This window comes from Sulfitobacter maritimus (assembly GCF_013346665.1).
GTDB classification, from domain to species: domain Bacteria; phylum Pseudomonadota; class Alphaproteobacteria; order Rhodobacterales; family Rhodobacteraceae; genus Sulfitobacter; species Sulfitobacter maritimus.
In genome coordinates this window covers 703,796-719,720 of sequence record NZ_JABVBB010000038.1, presented here as the reverse complement: position 1 = coordinate 719,720, position 15,925 = coordinate 703,796, and the positions used below count along the sequence as shown (strand labels likewise).

12 protein-coding genes are annotated in these 15,925 nt (G+C 61.9%); 3 read left to right on the top strand and 9 right to left on the bottom strand.

Annotated features, from left to right (window positions below; all coding sequences use genetic code 11):
• Window positions 1-28 precede the first annotated feature (28 nt).
• A complete protein-coding gene (gene ileS, locus HTT03_RS18265) occupies window positions 29-3,046 on the bottom strand; it encodes an isoleucine--tRNA ligase (RefSeq protein WP_174861201.1) in 3,018 nt (1,005 codons plus the stop codon).
• A 397-nt stretch (window positions 3,047-3,443) separates the two neighbouring features.
• Between ileS and HTT03_RS18260 the strand changes: the two genes are divergently transcribed.
• Window positions 3,444-4,187, top strand: a complete 744-nt coding sequence (locus tag HTT03_RS18260) for a helix-turn-helix domain-containing protein (protein ID WP_174861200.1) — start codon at window positions 3,444-3,446, stop codon at window positions 4,185-4,187.
• On the opposite strand, the gene HTT03_RS18255 is transcribed toward HTT03_RS18260, so the two are convergent.
• Genes HTT03_RS18255 through HTT03_RS18240 form a run of 4 tightly spaced genes read right to left on the bottom strand, consistent with a single transcriptional unit; the run spans window position 4,184 to window position 9,456 of the window.
• Window positions 4,184-5,341 carry a glycosyltransferase gene (locus tag HTT03_RS18255; RefSeq protein WP_174861199.1) on the bottom strand — a complete coding sequence of 386 codons (1,158 nt, stop codon included), beginning with the start codon at window positions 5,339-5,341 and terminating at the stop codon, window positions 4,184-4,186. The genes HTT03_RS18260 and HTT03_RS18255 overlap by 4 nt on opposite strands.
• Window positions 5,338-6,282, bottom strand: a complete 945-nt coding sequence (locus tag HTT03_RS18250) for a glycosyltransferase family 2 protein (RefSeq protein WP_174861198.1) — start codon at window positions 6,280-6,282, stop codon at window positions 5,338-5,340. Before HTT03_RS18250 ends, HTT03_RS18255 begins: the two co-directional genes overlap by 4 nt.
• Window positions 6,254-7,411, bottom strand: a complete 1,158-nt coding sequence (locus HTT03_RS18245) for a glycosyltransferase (RefSeq protein ID WP_174861197.1) — start codon at window positions 7,409-7,411, stop codon at window positions 6,254-6,256. The genes HTT03_RS18250 and HTT03_RS18245 overlap by 29 nt, the downstream gene beginning before the upstream one ends.
• A complete protein-coding gene (locus tag HTT03_RS18240) occupies window positions 7,408-9,456 on the bottom strand; it encodes an HAD family hydrolase (protein ID WP_174861196.1) in 2,049 nt (682 codons plus the stop codon). The genes HTT03_RS18245 and HTT03_RS18240 overlap by 4 nt, the downstream gene beginning before the upstream one ends.
• Window positions 9,457-9,603: 147 nt before the next feature.
• Here HTT03_RS18240 and HTT03_RS18235 point away from each other — a divergent pair, with 147 nt between their 5' ends.
• Window positions 9,604-10,383, top strand: a complete 780-nt coding sequence (locus HTT03_RS18235) for a sulfotransferase family protein (protein WP_174861195.1) — start codon at window positions 9,604-9,606, stop codon at window positions 10,381-10,383.
• Between the two features lie 4 nt (window positions 10,384-10,387).
• Here the strand turns inward: HTT03_RS18235 and HTT03_RS18230 are convergent, their stop codons facing one another.
• From HTT03_RS18230 to HTT03_RS18220, 3 genes are read right to left on the bottom strand one after another with little or no spacing between them, the layout of a single operon-like run.
• Window positions 10,388-11,392 carry a YcjF family protein gene (locus tag HTT03_RS18230; RefSeq protein WP_174861194.1) on the bottom strand — a complete coding sequence of 335 codons (1,005 nt, stop codon included), beginning with the start codon at window positions 11,390-11,392 and terminating at the stop codon, window positions 10,388-10,390.
• Window positions 11,392-11,856, bottom strand: coding sequence for a GNAT family N-acetyltransferase (locus HTT03_RS18225; RefSeq protein WP_174861193.1), 465 nt, complete (start codon window positions 11,854-11,856; stop codon window positions 11,392-11,394). Before HTT03_RS18225 ends, HTT03_RS18230 begins: the two co-directional genes overlap by 1 nt.
• A complete protein-coding gene (locus tag HTT03_RS18220; RefSeq protein ID WP_174861192.1) occupies window positions 11,853-13,280 on the bottom strand; it encodes a YcjX family GTP-binding protein in 1,428 nt (475 codons plus the stop codon). The genes HTT03_RS18225 and HTT03_RS18220 overlap by 4 nt, the downstream gene beginning before the upstream one ends.
• 89 nt (window positions 13,281-13,369) lie before the next feature.
• On the opposite strand from HTT03_RS18220, the gene truA reads away from it, so the two are divergent.
• Complete coding sequence (gene truA, locus HTT03_RS18215) at window positions 13,370-14,143, top strand: tRNA pseudouridine(38-40) synthase TruA (protein ID WP_174861191.1); 774 nt, start codon at window positions 13,370-13,372, stop codon at window positions 14,141-14,143.
• Window positions 14,144-14,367: 224 nt separating this feature from the next.
• On the opposite strand, the gene gndA is transcribed toward truA, so the two are convergent.
• A complete protein-coding gene (gndA, locus tag HTT03_RS18210; protein ID WP_174861190.1) occupies window positions 14,368-15,816 on the bottom strand; it encodes an NADP-dependent phosphogluconate dehydrogenase in 1,449 nt (482 codons plus the stop codon).
• Window positions 15,817-15,925: the final 109 nt, after the last annotated feature.

Genomic DNA, 15,925 nt, shown 5'->3' with positions numbered 1-15,925 from the left:
GCCCGTTTTGTCATTCTCCTGAAACGTCTCAGGCTTCCGCCAAAGCCTCACGCACCGCCTCGTCACAGCGACCACAGACACCGGGATACTCATGCGTCCCGACATCGGGCAGCACCTTCCAGCAGCGTTCGCATTTGGCGCCTTCGGCCTTTTCAAACACCACAGCCACGCCTTGTGTCTCTGGCATCCGGAAGGCCTCTGCCGGAGCCGCATCGCGGGTCACGGTGATGTCAGAGGTGATGCTGACGTCCTCGAAAGACACGCTTTCCAAAGCGGCGCGCTGTGCTGCGTCATCGACATGCACCACCGGTGCCGCCTCAAGCGACGCCCCGATGACCTTCTCCGTCCGTTGCACTTCGAGCGCCGCTGTTACCACACGCCGCGCCGCGCGGACCTTGGCCCATTTCGCCGCCAGTTCCGGGTTCAGCCAAGCCTCTGGCGTTTCCGGCATGTCCACCAGATGCACCGAAGACTCATCGCCCGGGAACCGCTCCAGCCAGACTTCTTCCATCGTGAAGACCAGCACCGGCGCGAGCCATGTGGTCAGACGGTGGAACAGGATATCCAGCACCGTGCGTGCAGCACGGCGGCGCAGGGTGTCGCCATCGCAATAGAGCGCGTCCTTGCGGATATCGAAATAGAAGGCCGAGAGATCGACGGTGGCAAAGGTGAACACCGCCTGGAACACGCCTTGGAAGTCAAAACGCGCAAAACCGTCGCGCACGACCTTGTCGAGCTCCGCCACCCGGTGCAGCACCCAACGCTCCAACTCAGGCATATCGGCAGGATCGACGCGATCCGCTTCGGTGAAATCGCTCAGCGCACCCAGCATATAGCGCATGGTGTTGCGCAGGCGGCGATAGCTGTCGGCCACGCCTTTGAGGATCTCATCCCCGATGCGCTGGTCGGCGGTGTAATCGGTCTGCGCCACCCAGAGCCGCAGGATATCCGCGCCGTATTGCTGCACGATCTTCTCGGGCACGATGGTGTTGCCGATGGACTTGGACATTTTCATGCCCTTGGCGTCCAGCGTGAAGCCATGGGTCACCACGTTGCGATACGGCGCGCGGCCGGTGGTGCCGACCGATTGCAGTAGCGAAGAGTGGAACCAACCACGGTGCTGGTCGGTGCCTTCCATGTAGACATCCGCGATGCCGTCCTCGGTCCCGTCCTCACGGTCGCGCAGGGTGAAGGCATGGGTGGAGCCGCTGTCGAACCAGACGTCGAGGATGTCGGTTACCTGATCGAACTCCGCCGGGTCGACGATACCTTTGAGGAACCGCTCCTTGGCCCCTTCCGCATACCACGCATCGGCACCCTCGGCCTCGAAAGCCTCCACAATGCGCTGGTTCACCTCTTCGTTGCGCAACAGGAAGTTCTCGTCCGTGGGCGCGACGCCCTTGCGCACGAAGCAGGTCAGCGGCACGCCCCAGGCACGCTGGCGGCTCAGCACCCAATCGGGCCGCGCCTCCATCATCGAATGCAGGCGGTTGCGGCCGGACTTCGGAACCCAGTTGACCTTGTCGATACAAGTAAGCGCGCGTTCGCGGATCGTCTTACCGTTCTGGTCGAGCCCGTCGCCGACCTCCTTGTCGATGGCGGCAAACCACTGCGGCGTGTTGCGGTAGATCACCGGCGCTTTGGAGCGCCAGCTGTGCGGGTAGCTGTGCTTGATCTTGCCGCGCGCCAGCAGCCCGCCAACCTCAACCAGTTTGTCGATGATCGCGCTGTTGGCGTTGCCCTCCTTGCCGTTCGGCTTGAGGATGGCCTTGCCGCCGAAGAACGGCAGATCGTCGCGGAAACGGCCGTCTTCCATGACGTTGTAGGTGATGACCTGCGGCAACATACCGAGATCGCGGTAAAGCTCGTATTCCTCCAGACCGTGAGAAGGCGCGCAGTGCACGAAGCCGGTGCCCTCGTCCGAGGTCACGAAGTCGGCGGCGCGGAAATCACGGAGATCGTCCCATTCGCCGTTTGCGCCTTCGGCCCCGGCCAGCGGGTGCTGGAGGGAGATCTTGGCCAGTTCGTCATTCTCGACACCGCGCACACGCTGCCACATGCCATCCTCAAGCCGTGCGCGAGCAAAGACATCTGCCGCCAAATCGTCGGCTAGCAGGAACCGCTCGCCTACTTTGGCCCAGCACTCCTCAGGCGTCGCGGTGACTTCGTACAGGCCGTAAGAGATATCCTCGCCGTAAACCACTGCTTTGTTCGACGGCATTGTCCAAGGCGTTGTGGTCCAAATGACGACGTGTGCGCCAATCAGATCCTTCGCCCGCTGGCTATCAGAATACTCCATCTGAATAGCCATTTCATATTTCATATCCCCAGGGTCGTAGCCAGGCACTTCGGAAAACCGATCCTGTTTTTTGACATCTGCGACCTTAAACTTCACCCAAACGGTGTGGCTTTCCTTGTCGTGATACTCGACCTCGGCCTCGGCCAGCGCGGTTTTCTCGACCGGCGACCACATCACGGGCTTGGATCCTTGGTAGAGCGTGCCGTTCATCAGGAACTTCATGAATTCCTCGGCGATCACCCGCTCGGCGTGGAAATCCATCGTCAGATAGGGGTTTTCCCAATTGCCCGTGATGCCCAGACGCTTGAACTCTTCACGCTGCACGTCGACCCATTTGGCCGCAAAATCCCGGCACTCAGCGCGGAATTCGTTGATCGGCACCTGATCCTTATCGCGGCCCTTCTTGCGGTACTGCTCTTCGATCTTCCATTCGATCGGCAAGCCGTGGCAATCCCAGCCGGGGATATAGCGCGCGTCATAGCCCATCATCTGATGGGAGCGCACGATCATGTCCTTGATCGTCTTGTTCAGCGCGTGACCGATGTGCAGATGCCCGTTGGCATAGGGCGGACCATCGTGCAGGGTGAAGGGCGTGCGGCCCTCTTTCTCGCGCAGGCGGTCATAGACGCCGATCTTTTCCCACCGCTCCAACCAGCCGGGCTCGCGCTTGGGCAATCCGGCGCGCATGGGGAAATCGGTTTTGGGCAGGTTCAACGTGGCTTTATAGTCGGGGGTCTCGGCGCACATGGGGGGCGTCCTTTAGGCATTTTGGGGGGATATTCAATCTGGTTCGGTGCGAGCGGCTCAAACACCTCGGCCCGGCGTCTCAATTGGTCAGAGCGCCGGGGATATAATTCGAATAATGATCGCGGTGAGGCGTGTCATAGGCCCGCTTATAAACAGCCCCCCCTGCCCCGACAAGCCCCCCGAAACCGCGCCATGCCCGGCCCAACTGACAGCGCAAATCCCCGCTTTCTGCTCGTGATCCAGCTTAGACTGCGCTTAACATTTTATAAGCGCCCGTCCCCCGACCTTGAAATACCCGGCAAAAACAGTACCATACGCGCCATTAATCAAAGAATACGCGCGTGGCCCCCGAATTTATGGAAATCGCGTCTATATTGAAGGGTGGAAAGGCCTGCACGTGACATTCAATCAATGCTCCCCTCCTAGTCTGACCGTTAAGCCTGCTGGCATGGTCGATCACCTCAGTTCTGCACAGTGGGAAATGCTCGTGCCGCTGCTGTCGGTGCAGGTCGAGTATGCGGCGGGCGATGTCATCAGCCACCGTGGTGATCTGCTAGACCATAGCCTTTTGCTGCTTGATGGTCTGGTGGCCCGCAGCGTGCCGCATGGACGGGGGATGCGCAGCACTGTGGTGGCGTTGCAATTTCCCGGTGAGTTTGTCGATCTTCATGCCTTTCCGCTCAAGCAGTTGGACCATGACGTGGTATCACTCACCGCGACGCGCGTCGCCAAAATTTGCCATAACGCGTTGCAAGATTTGCTGAATGGCAATGTCGAGCTTGCACGAAAACTTTGGCTGATGACTTTGGTCGATGCGTCGATCCATCGGCACTGGGTGATGCGCAACAGTGCCATGCGGGCTCTGGCGCGGGTGGCGAATTTTTTCTGTGAATATGACGCTCGAATGACGGCCGCTTTCGCAGCGGAGCGCGACATTCTGCCCTTCACGCTCAAACAGGCCGACATCGCCGATGCGACTGGTCTGACATCGGTCCATGTCAGCCGTACCCTGCGCGACCTGCGCGAACATGGCTGCTGCACGGTGGCGGGCGGCAAGCTAACCATCCACGACCGCAAAGGCTTGTTCAAGATCGGCAACTTCGACGCCGCCTATCTCTATATGCCCGACACGGCCCGCTAACCTGCCGCAACAGCCAGTTGAGGATGGTCTTCGACGCGCAGCGCGAAATCGGGATAGGTTCTCTGGGCCAGATCGGCATGACGTTCTGAAACCGATCTGTGATAGAGCGCTTCAAATTTCGCCACCATATGTTGTGCGTCAAACAAACGCTCGACGCGGACGCGCGGGCGCGCTGGCGGGATGTCTAGCGCTTGCTTGAGCGCCATTGCGAGAGCGGCGGCCGTATCATCAGACGCAATCACCCCGGCCTCTCCGATCACCTCATCGACCGCACCGTGGGGCGTTGCGGCAACGGGCAAGCCTGTCGCCATTGCCTCAACAGCGGCAAGGCCAAAGGGCTCCTCCCACTGCGGAGTAAAAAGCGCGACTGAGGCGCGGCCATAGGCCTCGGCCAAAGCAGCGGTGTCCAGATGACCGGCGTATTCGACATGTCCATATAGATGCGGTTTGACGGTCTGCTCAAAGTAATCGCGATGTTCGATCGCCCCATAGATGCGCAGTGGCACGCCCGCCAGCTGCGCCGCCTGCGCGGCCAAATCTGTGCCTTTAGTCGGGGTAATGCGACCCGCCCAAACGGCGCTGCCATCCCCGGCCCCACCCTGTCGCCAATGGCTAAGGTCAATGCCATTGTGGACGACATGCGCCGTCGCAGGTGCTCCTTCGGGATGCCAGATGCCGCGCTGTCGCTCCGACACAACGGTGGTTAGATGCCAAGGTGCGGCACCGTCCGTCACCGCTTGGCGCAGAACCTTGAACGGAGGGATATGCAGTGAGGTCACCATCGGCACCCGCTCGGCACGAGACAATCTTGGCAAGAAACGGTGCAAGGTGTTGTTGTGCACGACGTCAAACTGACCCTCAAGCAGCAGCCGTGCTGCGCGGGCATAGCACTCATCAAGGTGATCGTTTAACGCCTCTGTGCCGTGATACTCATGCCAAGGGTAACGCGCATCGTAATGCGCTTCGCAAAGCGGTAGCAGCTTGACCCCCGTGGGCAGCCCCGCCGCGCTATCGCCGCTGGCCAGCAGGGTCACATCATGCCCCCGCCCAACCAGCATCTGCGCCAACGCATGGGTAAATGCCTCCATCCCGCCTTTGAAGGGCGGTGCGATGGGATGGCGGATATGGCCAACAATAGCGATGCGCAGGGTCATTCCGCCGCGATCCGTTCTTCGCCCCGCAGATAGCGCAGCACCCGCGCCGTATTGGCATAGGGCTGATCGGACTGCTGCTCACAGAGCGCGAAATCCTCCGCATCCGGCGCGCGCAGTTGGACCAGTGTGTCGCCATCGGTGCCAACCAACCCCATCAAACGGAATGCGGTCAGCCAATGGTTCATAGTGCGGTGGCCCCATTTTTCGGCGAAAATCTCGGTATTGCGTAGGATAGAGGGGATGTGATGGATCGGCGGCATACAATGGGGATGATGCTGGTGAAACACTTTGGCGCCCTTGGCCCAATAGATCGGCACGCCGCGCTCGTCCAACTCCCGCCCAAAATCGGTATCTTCGCCGCCATAGCCTGTGAAGCGCTCATCAAAGCCGCCGGAGCGGTTCCAATCTTCGCGATGAATGGCAAAATTGAGCGACCAAAAACAACGATAATCCTTACAGCGCTTCAGCCCTTCCGCAGGCGGCCCTTGCCGGTCAGAATGGCGCACCGCGACGGCCTCCAGTTTGTGATAGGACCAGCCTTCTAATGCGGTGCCGGCAGGAAGGTAATTTACCTCACCCATAATCAGCCCGTTTCCGGGAATGGCGTAGGCCATATAATCCGCAATCAATTCCGGTGCGGGGATGCAGTCCACGTCCAAAAATACCAGACAATCGCCTTTGGCGGTCTTCGCGACCGTGTTGCGCGCGCGCGAGAGCGGCAGTTCTCGCCCTGTGACTTTCACCTGATGGATCGGGAAATCGGTTTGCGGTAGATCGCCGTAAAGCTCATCTTGCATAACCGCGATGACGAGTTCATCCGGCTGCCGGGTCTGACGGGTCAGCCCGATGATAACATTGCGCAGATGTGCGTCCCGCCCGCGGGCAAGCGTGAGGGCGCTGACCTTGGTCGTCTCAGGCGCGGATGGGGTGAACGACGTCATTTATGTCTCCTGTCTCAATAGCTGTTTTAGAAAGCAGTCGCTGGGTCAATTCCCCCAGCCAGCGCGCGGTTCCCGCTGCGGCATTCTCATCGACCAACGCGCGTTGCACTTGGAGGTCATGGCGGGCAAGGGCTTGCTGCAACGCGGCACGCCATTGTCCGGCCGACGCAGGAAAACTCGGCAAGTGATGCGCGGCGCCGGCGCGGTCGAGCGCACGGGCCTTCTCCACCTGTTCATCGAAATAACGCCATTCTGGAACGGCAAGCCAAGGCGTTTCGGCGGCAAGTATCTGATGACAGGTGGTATTACCTGTGGAGGCCACAACCAAGTCAGCAGCAGCCAGATAGTCTGGCGCGTTTTTCACCCAGCCGTGATGTTGCAGATTGGCCGGTTCGGTCGCATGCCAGTCCCGCGCCATCTGCCCGATGGTGATAAAAGCGGTCTCAGGCATCGCACGCGCCGCGATCCCAAAGGGGGCCGACGCAAAGCCAGTGCCGCCCCCGCCTGACATCACAACAACCAACCGCTGCTCGGGGGCCACCCCAAGCGCCGCACGCGCCGCTGCCCGCCGCGCGCTGTCTGGGCGCTGGACCTCGACGCCCAATCCGCCTGCAAAATGGGTTTTCGCCAAATGCCGCTCCGGCCAGTCCGGCTGGGCCAAGGCCCGTGCCGCCGGGCAAAGCAGCCCCACCGCCCCGTCATAGGCCGCCTGATGCCCCGGATCATCCCGCAGACCATGTTGCAACACTTTCACATGCGGCACCGAACACAGCCGCGCCAGTTGCGCCACCTCTGCCGAGACATCACTCATCATCAACACCGGGTTAGCGCTGTCAAACCAGCTGGCCAACGTGGCCATCGCACGGCGAATGCCGGGCCAACCAAGCGGCGCACAATGCACGGTATCGGGGGCCGAGGTGAAATCGCTGATATCCTCCTCTCCCGATGCTTCGAAAAGCGAGGGCAAGGCCACCACCTCAACCGGGCGTGTAAAGTTTGGGAAGATGTCGGGGCGTGCGCAAAACACCGTCACCGGCTGCGCCGCTGGCAGGGCGTTGACCACTGCCGCACAACGCTCCGCATGGCCGCGCCCCTGATGATGCACGAAATAACCGATAGGTCGTGTCATTGCGCCACCAACTTGCTATCCGCGTCGATGGCGTTCTGCGCGAAGCCAAAGGTCTCCAACCCCTCCAACACACCCGCCGCATGGGACGCCCGCGCATGATAAAGCCGCGCCCCCCGGAGCCGCTCGCGCATCCCGTCCATCGCGTTACCCACCAAGATACCACGCCCCGGTCCGGTCTCGACCGCTTGCAACATATCGAAGTCATTGCCGCTGTCGCCCGCAACGACAACCTGATCCATCGGCACGCCCAAGCGTTTCGCCACAGCGCAGACCGCAGGCCCCTTGCCCGCAGCCACAGGCAGGACGTCGATCATCCGGCCATGTGAGGCAACGACTTGGGCTTCGACGCCCCGACGGCACAGATGCCGCTCAAGCCGCCGTGCGGTCCGCGCATTGCCAAAGCCGCTGAGCTTCCATCGCCGCTGTTCAATCTCGGGCTGCCAGTCAAAGCCGAAGTCCTGCAAGGCCCGCAGCACTTGCGCCCGGCGCCACGAAGCATCGAGCTTGCGGGCAAAAACCGTATCGAGGCACAACCGCCCCTGCGCATCCGGCAGATAGATTTCAGTCCCGACGGAGGTGATAAAAACCTGCGGCATCGGAAGCTCCCAATCGCGCAGGACCCGCCGTGCTTCGGGCAAGGATCGCCCTGTCGCTACCGCAAAAAGCGGTGCGTCCCGCGTGATCCAGCCGCGGAACAACCCAGCCGAAGGGACACAGCCCGTCAAGGTATTGTCGATATCGCTCGCCAGCATTACCGGCGCACGGCGGATCGTTTGAGGGCGCTGGATGTCCTGACAAATCAAATGGACCTGCGCCGCCCATTCGGCCCAATCGTAGCGCGACACATGCGCCCTGCCCGCCTGTGCGGCTGCGTCCCATTGCGCGGGGTCGTCCAGCAACCGCAGCAGCGCGTCTTCGATGGCGGCTTCGTCACGTGGTGGCACGCAGATGCCATGACCAAGGTCGGCTACGATATCCGCAGGGCCACCCTCCTGCGTGGCCACCACTGGCAGCCCATGTGACGCCGCCTCTAACATGGTCAGGCCAAAGGGTTCATGCAGGGCAAGATTGACGAAAATCCCCCGGCTTTGCGCTGCGCCTTCGTAAAGTGCCGCCACATCTGTCTGCGTGTGCTGCGGCGGGAGCGCTACTTTGCCGCGCAGATCTTCTCGCGCTAACAGACTGCGCAACTGGTCCAATTCCTGTCGCGCTTCAGAATTCGCTTGCAGCGGATCGCCGTGCTGCCCCGCGAGGATCACAAGGTTCGCCCGCGCCTGAAGCTCCGGGCTGTTGGCATAGACCCGCGCCAAGGTCGACAGGTTCTTGCGCGCCACCGGACGGGCCACGGCGAGCAGCAACGGACGGTCAAGATCGCTCAGCGTATCGGCAAGCAACGCACGGCCCGCGCCCTGTGCAGCCGGACGCCGCAGGGACACTCCGGGCGAGACCCGATGCACCCGCGCCTGCGCATCATCACCGTAGGCCGCAACTTGGTGCTCTGCCTCATCGCGGGAGGACAGCACCACCGCATCTGCCTGCGTCAGCGCCCGGCGCTCCGCCACGACGCGCTGCTCATCGACAACCGCGCAGGATTTGCTCAACGCCAAGGAATGGGGCGTGTAGATCACCGGGATGCCAAACCGCTCGCGCGCGGCCAAGGCCAATTCTGCCGCATCCGAGAAATGTGCATGGATCACATCGGGTTTACGCTCTGCCGCTGCAAGATCGTCCAGAAAGGCCTCGGTCAATGCCGGGATTTCAGCTGCAAGGTTCTCCTTGCTCAAATAACCACGCTCAGCCGTCCAAAGCCTACGGATCGACAGCCCCCGCCCCACTTGCTGATCGGTCTGTGCGTAGACCGCCCCCAAGGACGGATCCTCAAAGGCGCGGGTCACGATCTGGACCTTTTTCACATCACTGCGCGCCGCCTGTGCGCGGGCTGCACCAAGGATATAGGCAATATGGCCGCCGGTGTCTTCCGTAACGCCATAGTTGACATTCGGAGCTGTCAAACAGCCCCCCAGAGCGATGTGGCAAATGAACATGAAACGGGCCTCCTTACGGTGGGGAAGCCCCGTTCAGGCCAGTTACGTTCCGATAACAAATGTTAACTCGATTGCCTGTGGAAGCCACGCCAAACCACGCTATCTCCCTTGTCATCCCTGCCCTGAGAACAGCGAAGTTTTGCCTGCATGACACCTGTGAAGATGCCGCCGCGCTATTTGTTTATTGGCGGGCTGCATCGTTCTGGCACCTCTTTGGTCAACCGCCTGGCCAATGCGCTGCCCGGTGCGGGCGGCATCACCGGTTCTGCCGCGCCTGAGAATGAAGGTGTCTATCTGCAAGGGGCCATCGCACATACGGCCCAATCGGGACGGCCCATGCATTTTGCAACCAACCCGGCGGAACATCTGACCGAAACGCACCCGCTAAACAGCTTGGAAACACGGCAAAGGCTGGAGCATGATTGGGCGCCGTGGTTCGCGCCTGATCTGAAATGGCGGGTCGAAAAATCCCCGGTTAATCTGACGCGCATGCGGCTGATGCAGCAACTCTTTCCTATGGCGCAGTTTATCGTGGTTCTGCGCCACCCCGAAGCGGTCGCGGCTTCTGTTGCCTCTTGGGTCGATGCCCCTGCGCCCGCCTTGATCGATCACTGGTTGGCGGCACAGGCGCAATTGGTGCAAGACCTGCCCTATCTTCATGCGGTGATGATCCTTCGCTACGAAGACATCATCGCGGACCCCTCGCACGCCCTGCGCCGCATTGCAGCCTTTCTCGACCTGCGCGGTGCTGCACCTGCCGAAGCGATAGCGGACGGCAACCTGCCCTATCACGGCGCTCCGCCCATGACCGAGGCGCAGGCGGCAATGGCGCAGGAATGGGGTTATTTGCCGGGGCTGAAGGTAGCGCCGTGGAAGGGGCTGGTTCAGCACCCCCTCCGGGCAGTTCGCGAGGCGGCTGCTGCCTAGCCGTTCACTCTTTCCCGAAAACCCCGGTCAAAGCCCGTTTGATGATCCCGCGCACGCCGGGGCGCTTTTCGCGGGCAAAGGGCAAGGGGCGGCAGACCTCAATCGCTGCGACGCCCACGCGGGCAGTCAGCGCACCGTTCACCAGACCTTCGCCAAAACGACGGCTCAATTTGGCCACGAGCGATCCGCCCAAAAGCGGCTCAATCAGGTCGTCCCCCACCGCCACGGCACCTGTTGCCACCAGATGGGACAGCACCGCGCGGGTCAGCCGCCACGAGCCGAAAAAACCCGACCGCCCGCCGTAAATCTCCGCAATCCGCCGGATCATGCGCAGGTTGCTGCTCAAAGCGGCGGCGACATCGGCTAAGGCCAAAGGCACGAGCGCTGTTACGGCGGCCACTTGGCGGGCTGCAGCCTCAACCTCGCGGATGGCGGCGCGGTCCAAGGGGGCCAAGACCTCGCGTTCGGCCAATCCGATCAGGGCTTCTGCATCGAACTGATCGCCGCGCAACTCGGCCAGCCGGTCGCGGCCCCAGCGGGTATCCTCGCGATGTTTGTAAAGCGCCTCTAGCCGGTCCGTTACGCTGCGGGCGGCCGCCAGATCCGCTTGGGCCAACGCCTCACCCGCGTCATGGCGCAGCCCATCCAACCGCGCCAAGCGGCCAAACGCGGCGAGTTCGCGCAAAGAAAGCAGCGCCAGCACCAGCAAGAACGCCCCCAGCAACAGGGTCATCGCCCAGCCAAGCAGCGGATAGCGAGCCATCAGATCGGTGACGAATGTCCATGCCGCGATAGATACCAACGCCGTGATCAGCGCCCCCGCCAGCGCCCAAAACAGCCGCAGCAGTTTGGACGGTTTGCGTGCCGCCAATTGCGCCGCGATCTGCATCGCTTGGCCCTTGGGCGGTGGCGCTTCGAACTCTACATCCGGCACAGGCTGGGCCTCGGCCACCGAAGGCTGCGGCTTGCTGTCGCCTTCAAGGTCAAACAGGATCGGTCCTCGGGCCATTACGCGGCCTCCCTTTGCCAATGCAATGTCAGGTCTGGCAAGCCTTCGTCATTGCCGCTGCCATCGCTCTGCGCCGTCTTTGAAAATCCGTGCCGTTTGTAGAAAGCGATGGCCGGGGTATTGGCTTGAAAGGTCCAGCAGGTCAGCGCCGGGCGGGTGGCCTTGAGCCGGTCTAAAAGCGCAGAGCCAACCCCCTGCCCCCTTGCGCATTTCGCCACATAAAGCGCGTCCAACTCAGCCCCTTCGCAGGCTGCAAAACCTGCAATGCGCCCGTCTTGTTCGGCCACTGTCACCCAGCCTCGCGCGATCATCGCATCCGCGTGAGCGATGTCTTCTGCCGCCGTGTGGATACGTGGCAACCAGCCCGCGTTGCGGGCAAAGTCGGTCATGATCTCTCCGACTGTGCCAGCGTCTAAAGGCTGCGCCGGACGTAAGGTGGCGGCCCGTGTCAACACCGCGCTCATAGCCGATCCCCAATCAGAAATTCCGCCGCGCGGTCGAGCCGGATGTGCGGCGGCCCGTCGCCGGCGCGCAGGTCGAGCACCGCCGGGGCAAAGCGCATGATCTGGTAGTCTGCGCCCAACCAATCTTGCGCGCCCTGCCGCGCAGGCGTTAGCAAATGTGCCGGGTCTTCGGGCAACTCGCCGGGATAGAAGGCCGCCTGCCGCCCGCGCGTTTCATCATCATTGAGCAAGGTGCCGCGCACCACATCGAGCTGCTCGCCCCCATGGGTCATCACATCTTCGGTCGTGGCCCGCAAACTGGCAATCGCCATGGCCCGCGTGCCGGCGCCCGCGTATTGAGCCCGGTCCCGTGCCTCTCGGATCAACGCTTGCATGATACCGCTCAGGCGGGGGTGCTGGCTGTGATGCAAATGGTCGGATTTGGTGGCGGCAAAGAGGATTTTCTCCACCCGTTTGCCGCGCAGCAGAGTGGTGAGGAAATTATTCGTTCCGGGGCGAAACGCGCCCAAAATATCGGCCATCGCGCCGCGCAGGTCTTCCACCGCACGCGGCCCTTGGTGGATCGCGCCAAGCGCGTCGACCAGCACCACTTGCCGGTCAATCCTTGAGAAGTGATCGCGAAAAAAGGGCTGCACGACCTGTTTCTTATAGGCCTCAAACCGTCGCGCCATTTCGCGGATCAGCGACTTGCGCGGCGCTCCGTCCGAGCCGGGCAGCGGTGCGAAGGTCAGCACCGGCGAGCCTGCAAGGTCTCCGGGCAGCAAGAACCGCCCCGGCGTGCAGTCGGAATAGCCATTCTTGCGGGCGGTTTGCAGGTAGTCGGCAAAGCTGTCGGCAAGCCTGCGGGCGGTGGTCTCGTCCAACTCGGCATGAGGGTCGGTCTGTTCCGCCAAGGCGCGGTAGCCCGCCGCTTCTTCGCGGTTTGCAATCCGCTGCAATACCTGCGCGGACCATTCGGCATAGGAGACATCCATCAGCGCCAGATCAAGCAGCCATTCGCCGGGGTAGTCCACGATATCAAGGTGCAAAGTGCGCGGCCCCTGAAGCCCAGCCAGCAGCCCATTGGGCCGCACCCTAAGCGACAGCCGCAGTTCCGAAATCGCCCGCGTGCTTTCCGGCCAATGCGGCGTTTTGCCAGTCAGCGCGGCGAGGTGGTTCTCATAATCAAAGCGCGGCACGGTATCGTCAGGTTGCGGCTGCAAAAACGCCGCTTCGATCCGCCCTTCTGAGGCCGCGAGAAGCCCCGGCATCCGGCCCCGGTCCAGAAGGTTCGCCACAAGTGAGGTGATGAAAACCGTCTTGCCCGAACGCGCAAGCCCAGTGACGCCCAGCCGAATGACCGGTTCGAAAAACGTCTCGCCCACCGTGTCGGTGACATTCTCAAACTGCCGCCAAATGCCGTCGGCAATGCCCGTAATACCCAAAGCTGCGCCCGTCCCTTTGTCTTTGGCGTTAACATAGGGCTGGCAAGCGGGGATTGCCAGAAGCGCCCACCCGCGCTAAGGCCCGGTTCATGCCCAGATATGCTCTGAAAATCGAATACCACGGCGCGCCGTTTAAGGGGTGGCAGCGACAGGTTGACCTGCCCACCGTCCAAGGATCCATCGAGGCCGCCTTGGCCCGATTAGAACCGGGCGAGCACACGATTGCCGCTGCGGGACGCACCGATACAGGCGTGCATGGGCTGGCTCAGGTCGCCCATTGCGACTTGGCGCGCGACTGGTCGCCCTTTCGGTTGGGCGAGGCGTTGAACTACCACCTGAAACCCCAGCCCATCGCAATCACCGATTGCGTCTTGGCACCCGATGATTTCCACGCGCGGTTCTCGGCGCTGGAGCGGCGCTATCACTTCCGCATTCTCAGCCGCCGCGCCCCTGCGGTACATCAGGCCGGGTTGGTCTGGCAGATCAAACATCCGCTCGATGTCGATGCAATGCAGGCGGCGGCAGATTTGCTGGTGGGCAAGCACGACTTCACCACCTTCCGCTCGACCGTTTGTCAGGCGGAAAGCCCGGTGAAAACGCTGGATCGGTTGCAGGTGTCACAGGTCGAGACACCGGGCGGGACGGAGTATCACTTCGACGTGCGCGCGCGGTCATTCCTGCACAATCAGGTGCGCAGTTTTGTCGGCTCGCTAGAGCGTGTCGGGGCGGGGTCTTGGAGCGTGGCGGATATGGCAGCGGCGCTTGCAGCGCGGGACCGGGCCGCCTGCGGGCCAGTTTGCCCGCCGGAGGGGCTTTATCTGGTCCATGTGAGTTACCCGGTGGACCCGTTTGCTAAGGCATAACGAGGCCCATCGCCTCCCCGCGAGGTAGCGATCCTACGGTTGGTTCTTGCAAGTTTATGATGCAGATGTCTCACGACTAATTTGAGACATCTCGCCCATAGCAAAATTGCCTCCCGCCGCAACAAAGGTACGCCTATTGAAAAGAAAAGGTGCGCCTCTGGCCTGACCGGACGGGCAAGCAATGGCCCGGTGTCTTTAGCTTAATCCCGGGCCTGTCAGCGCTCTTACGGCAGCGGATTCCACGTGCCGTGAAACTTGCCCTCTTCGCCGTCCCGCTCAAACCCATGTGCGCCAAAGAAATCGCGTTGCGCTTGGATCATATTCGCCGTCCCCCGCGCCCGGCGCATACTGTCGTACCACGCCAGCGCCGCCGACAGCGCAGGCAGTGCCACGCCCAGCAGCGCCCCTGCTGCCACCACACGGCGCAGGGCGGGGATGCTGTGCTCCAACCGCTTGCGCATGGCGGGGGCAAGGATCAAGTGTCCACCCGGTAGCTCTCCGCGAAAGGCGTCGGCAAATTCATCCAGCAATGCCGAGCGGATGATACAGCCCGCCCGCCAAATCTCGGAAATACGCGCAAGGTCCAGTTGCCAGTCAAACTCTTCGGAAGCCGCCGTGAGGATACGGAAGCCCTGCGCATGGCCAATGATCCGTCCGGCCAGCAAGGCCTGCTCCAGATCATCCGTCTCTGGCAGCGGCGCATCTTGTACCGCTTCGGGCAAGAGAGGCTCGGCCATCTCGCGCACGGCCTTTTCGCTCGACCAGCCGCGTGCGCCGACAGCCGCTTCGATGGTATTGGCCGATTGCCCCATCTTCAGCGCTTCGATCAAGGTCCAACGGCCCGTGCCTTTTTGACCCGCTTGGTCACGGATCACATCCACCATCGGTGCGCCGGTCTGTTTATCCACCGACAGCAAGGCCGCAGCGGACACTTCGATCAAATAGGAACTAAGCGGGCCTTTCTGCCACTCAGCAAAGAGATTCCCGATCTCAACCGCCCCCTGCCCCCCGGCATCCCGCAATAGACCGTAAACCTCTGCAATCATCTGCATGTCGGCGTATTCAATGCCGTTGTGCACCGTTTTGACGAAATGCCCCGCCCCATCAGGGCCTAGATGCGCCACGCAGGGTGTGCCGTCGAACCGCGCGGCAATCGCCTCGGCCATCGGGCGGAACTGCTGCCATGAGTGGTCGCTGCCGCCCACCATCATCGACGGTCCAAACCGCGCGCCTGCCTCCCCGCCAGATACGCCCATGCCGACGAAATGCAGCCCTGTGCCATCCAACTCGGCACTTCGGCGGCGGGTGTCGTGGAAATCGGCGTTGCCGCCGTCGATCAGCGTATCGCCCGGCTCTAGCAGCGGTTTGATCGCCTCAATCATCGCATCCACCGGCGCGCCGGAAGGGATCATGAACAAGATACTGCGCGGTGCTTTGATCGCGGCGACAAAATCCTTAAGCCGCTCGGCCCCCGTCAATCGCTCGGCAAGCGGCCCGGCTTCGGCAAGAAATGGCGCAATCCAGTCGGCCTCGCGGTTGCTGACCGCAACGTTAAACCCGCTGTCGGCAAGGTTAAGCGCGAGCGCCGAGCCCATGGTCCCCAGACCATAAACCCCAATATCTGCGCCACCGCGCGGTGCTGTCTGGTTTTTCGCCTGCGTGCCATGTGCCATATTAACAATGCCTCATCTCTTGCCGGGTCACACCGTCACCGCTTCGGACGTGCAGCGCAACAGTTTGATTTGCGTCGGGAAATACTATATAATGCAAGCATAACAAGAA

Excerpts from the sequence above, each read along its gene's own strand:
- truA (WP_174861191.1), top strand. The coding sequence starts at position 13,370 with ATGCCCAGATATGCTCTGAAAATCGAATACCACGGCGCGCCGTTTAAG.
- HTT03_RS18225 (WP_174861193.1), bottom strand. The coding sequence starts at position 11,856 with ATGAGCGCGGTGTTGACACGGGCCGCCACCTTACGTCCGGCGCAGCCT.
- HTT03_RS18250 (WP_174861198.1), bottom strand. The coding sequence starts at position 6,282 with ATGACGTCGTTCACCCCATCCGCGCCTGAGACGACCAAGGTCAGCGCC.
- HTT03_RS18245 (WP_174861197.1), bottom strand. The coding sequence starts at position 7,411 with ATGACACGACCTATCGGTTATTTCGTGCATCATCAGGGGCGCGGCCAT.
- ileS (WP_174861201.1), bottom strand. The coding sequence starts at position 3,046 with ATGTGCGCCGAGACCCCCGACTATAAAGCCACGTTGAACCTGCCCAAA.
- HTT03_RS18240 (WP_174861196.1), bottom strand. The coding sequence starts at position 9,456 with ATGTTCATTTGCCACATCGCTCTGGGGGGCTGTTTGACAGCTCCGAAT.
- gndA (WP_174861190.1), bottom strand. The coding sequence starts at position 15,816 with ATGGCACATGGCACGCAGGCGAAAAACCAGACAGCACCGCGCGGTGGC.
- HTT03_RS18255 (WP_174861199.1), bottom strand. The coding sequence starts at position 5,341 with ATGACCCTGCGCATCGCTATTGTTGGCCATATCCGCCATCCCATCGCA.
- HTT03_RS18235 (WP_174861195.1), top strand. The coding sequence starts at position 9,604 with ATGACACCTGTGAAGATGCCGCCGCGCTATTTGTTTATTGGCGGGCTG.
- HTT03_RS18230 (WP_174861194.1), bottom strand. The coding sequence starts at position 11,392 with ATGGCCCGAGGACCGATCCTGTTTGACCTTGAAGGCGACAGCAAGCCG.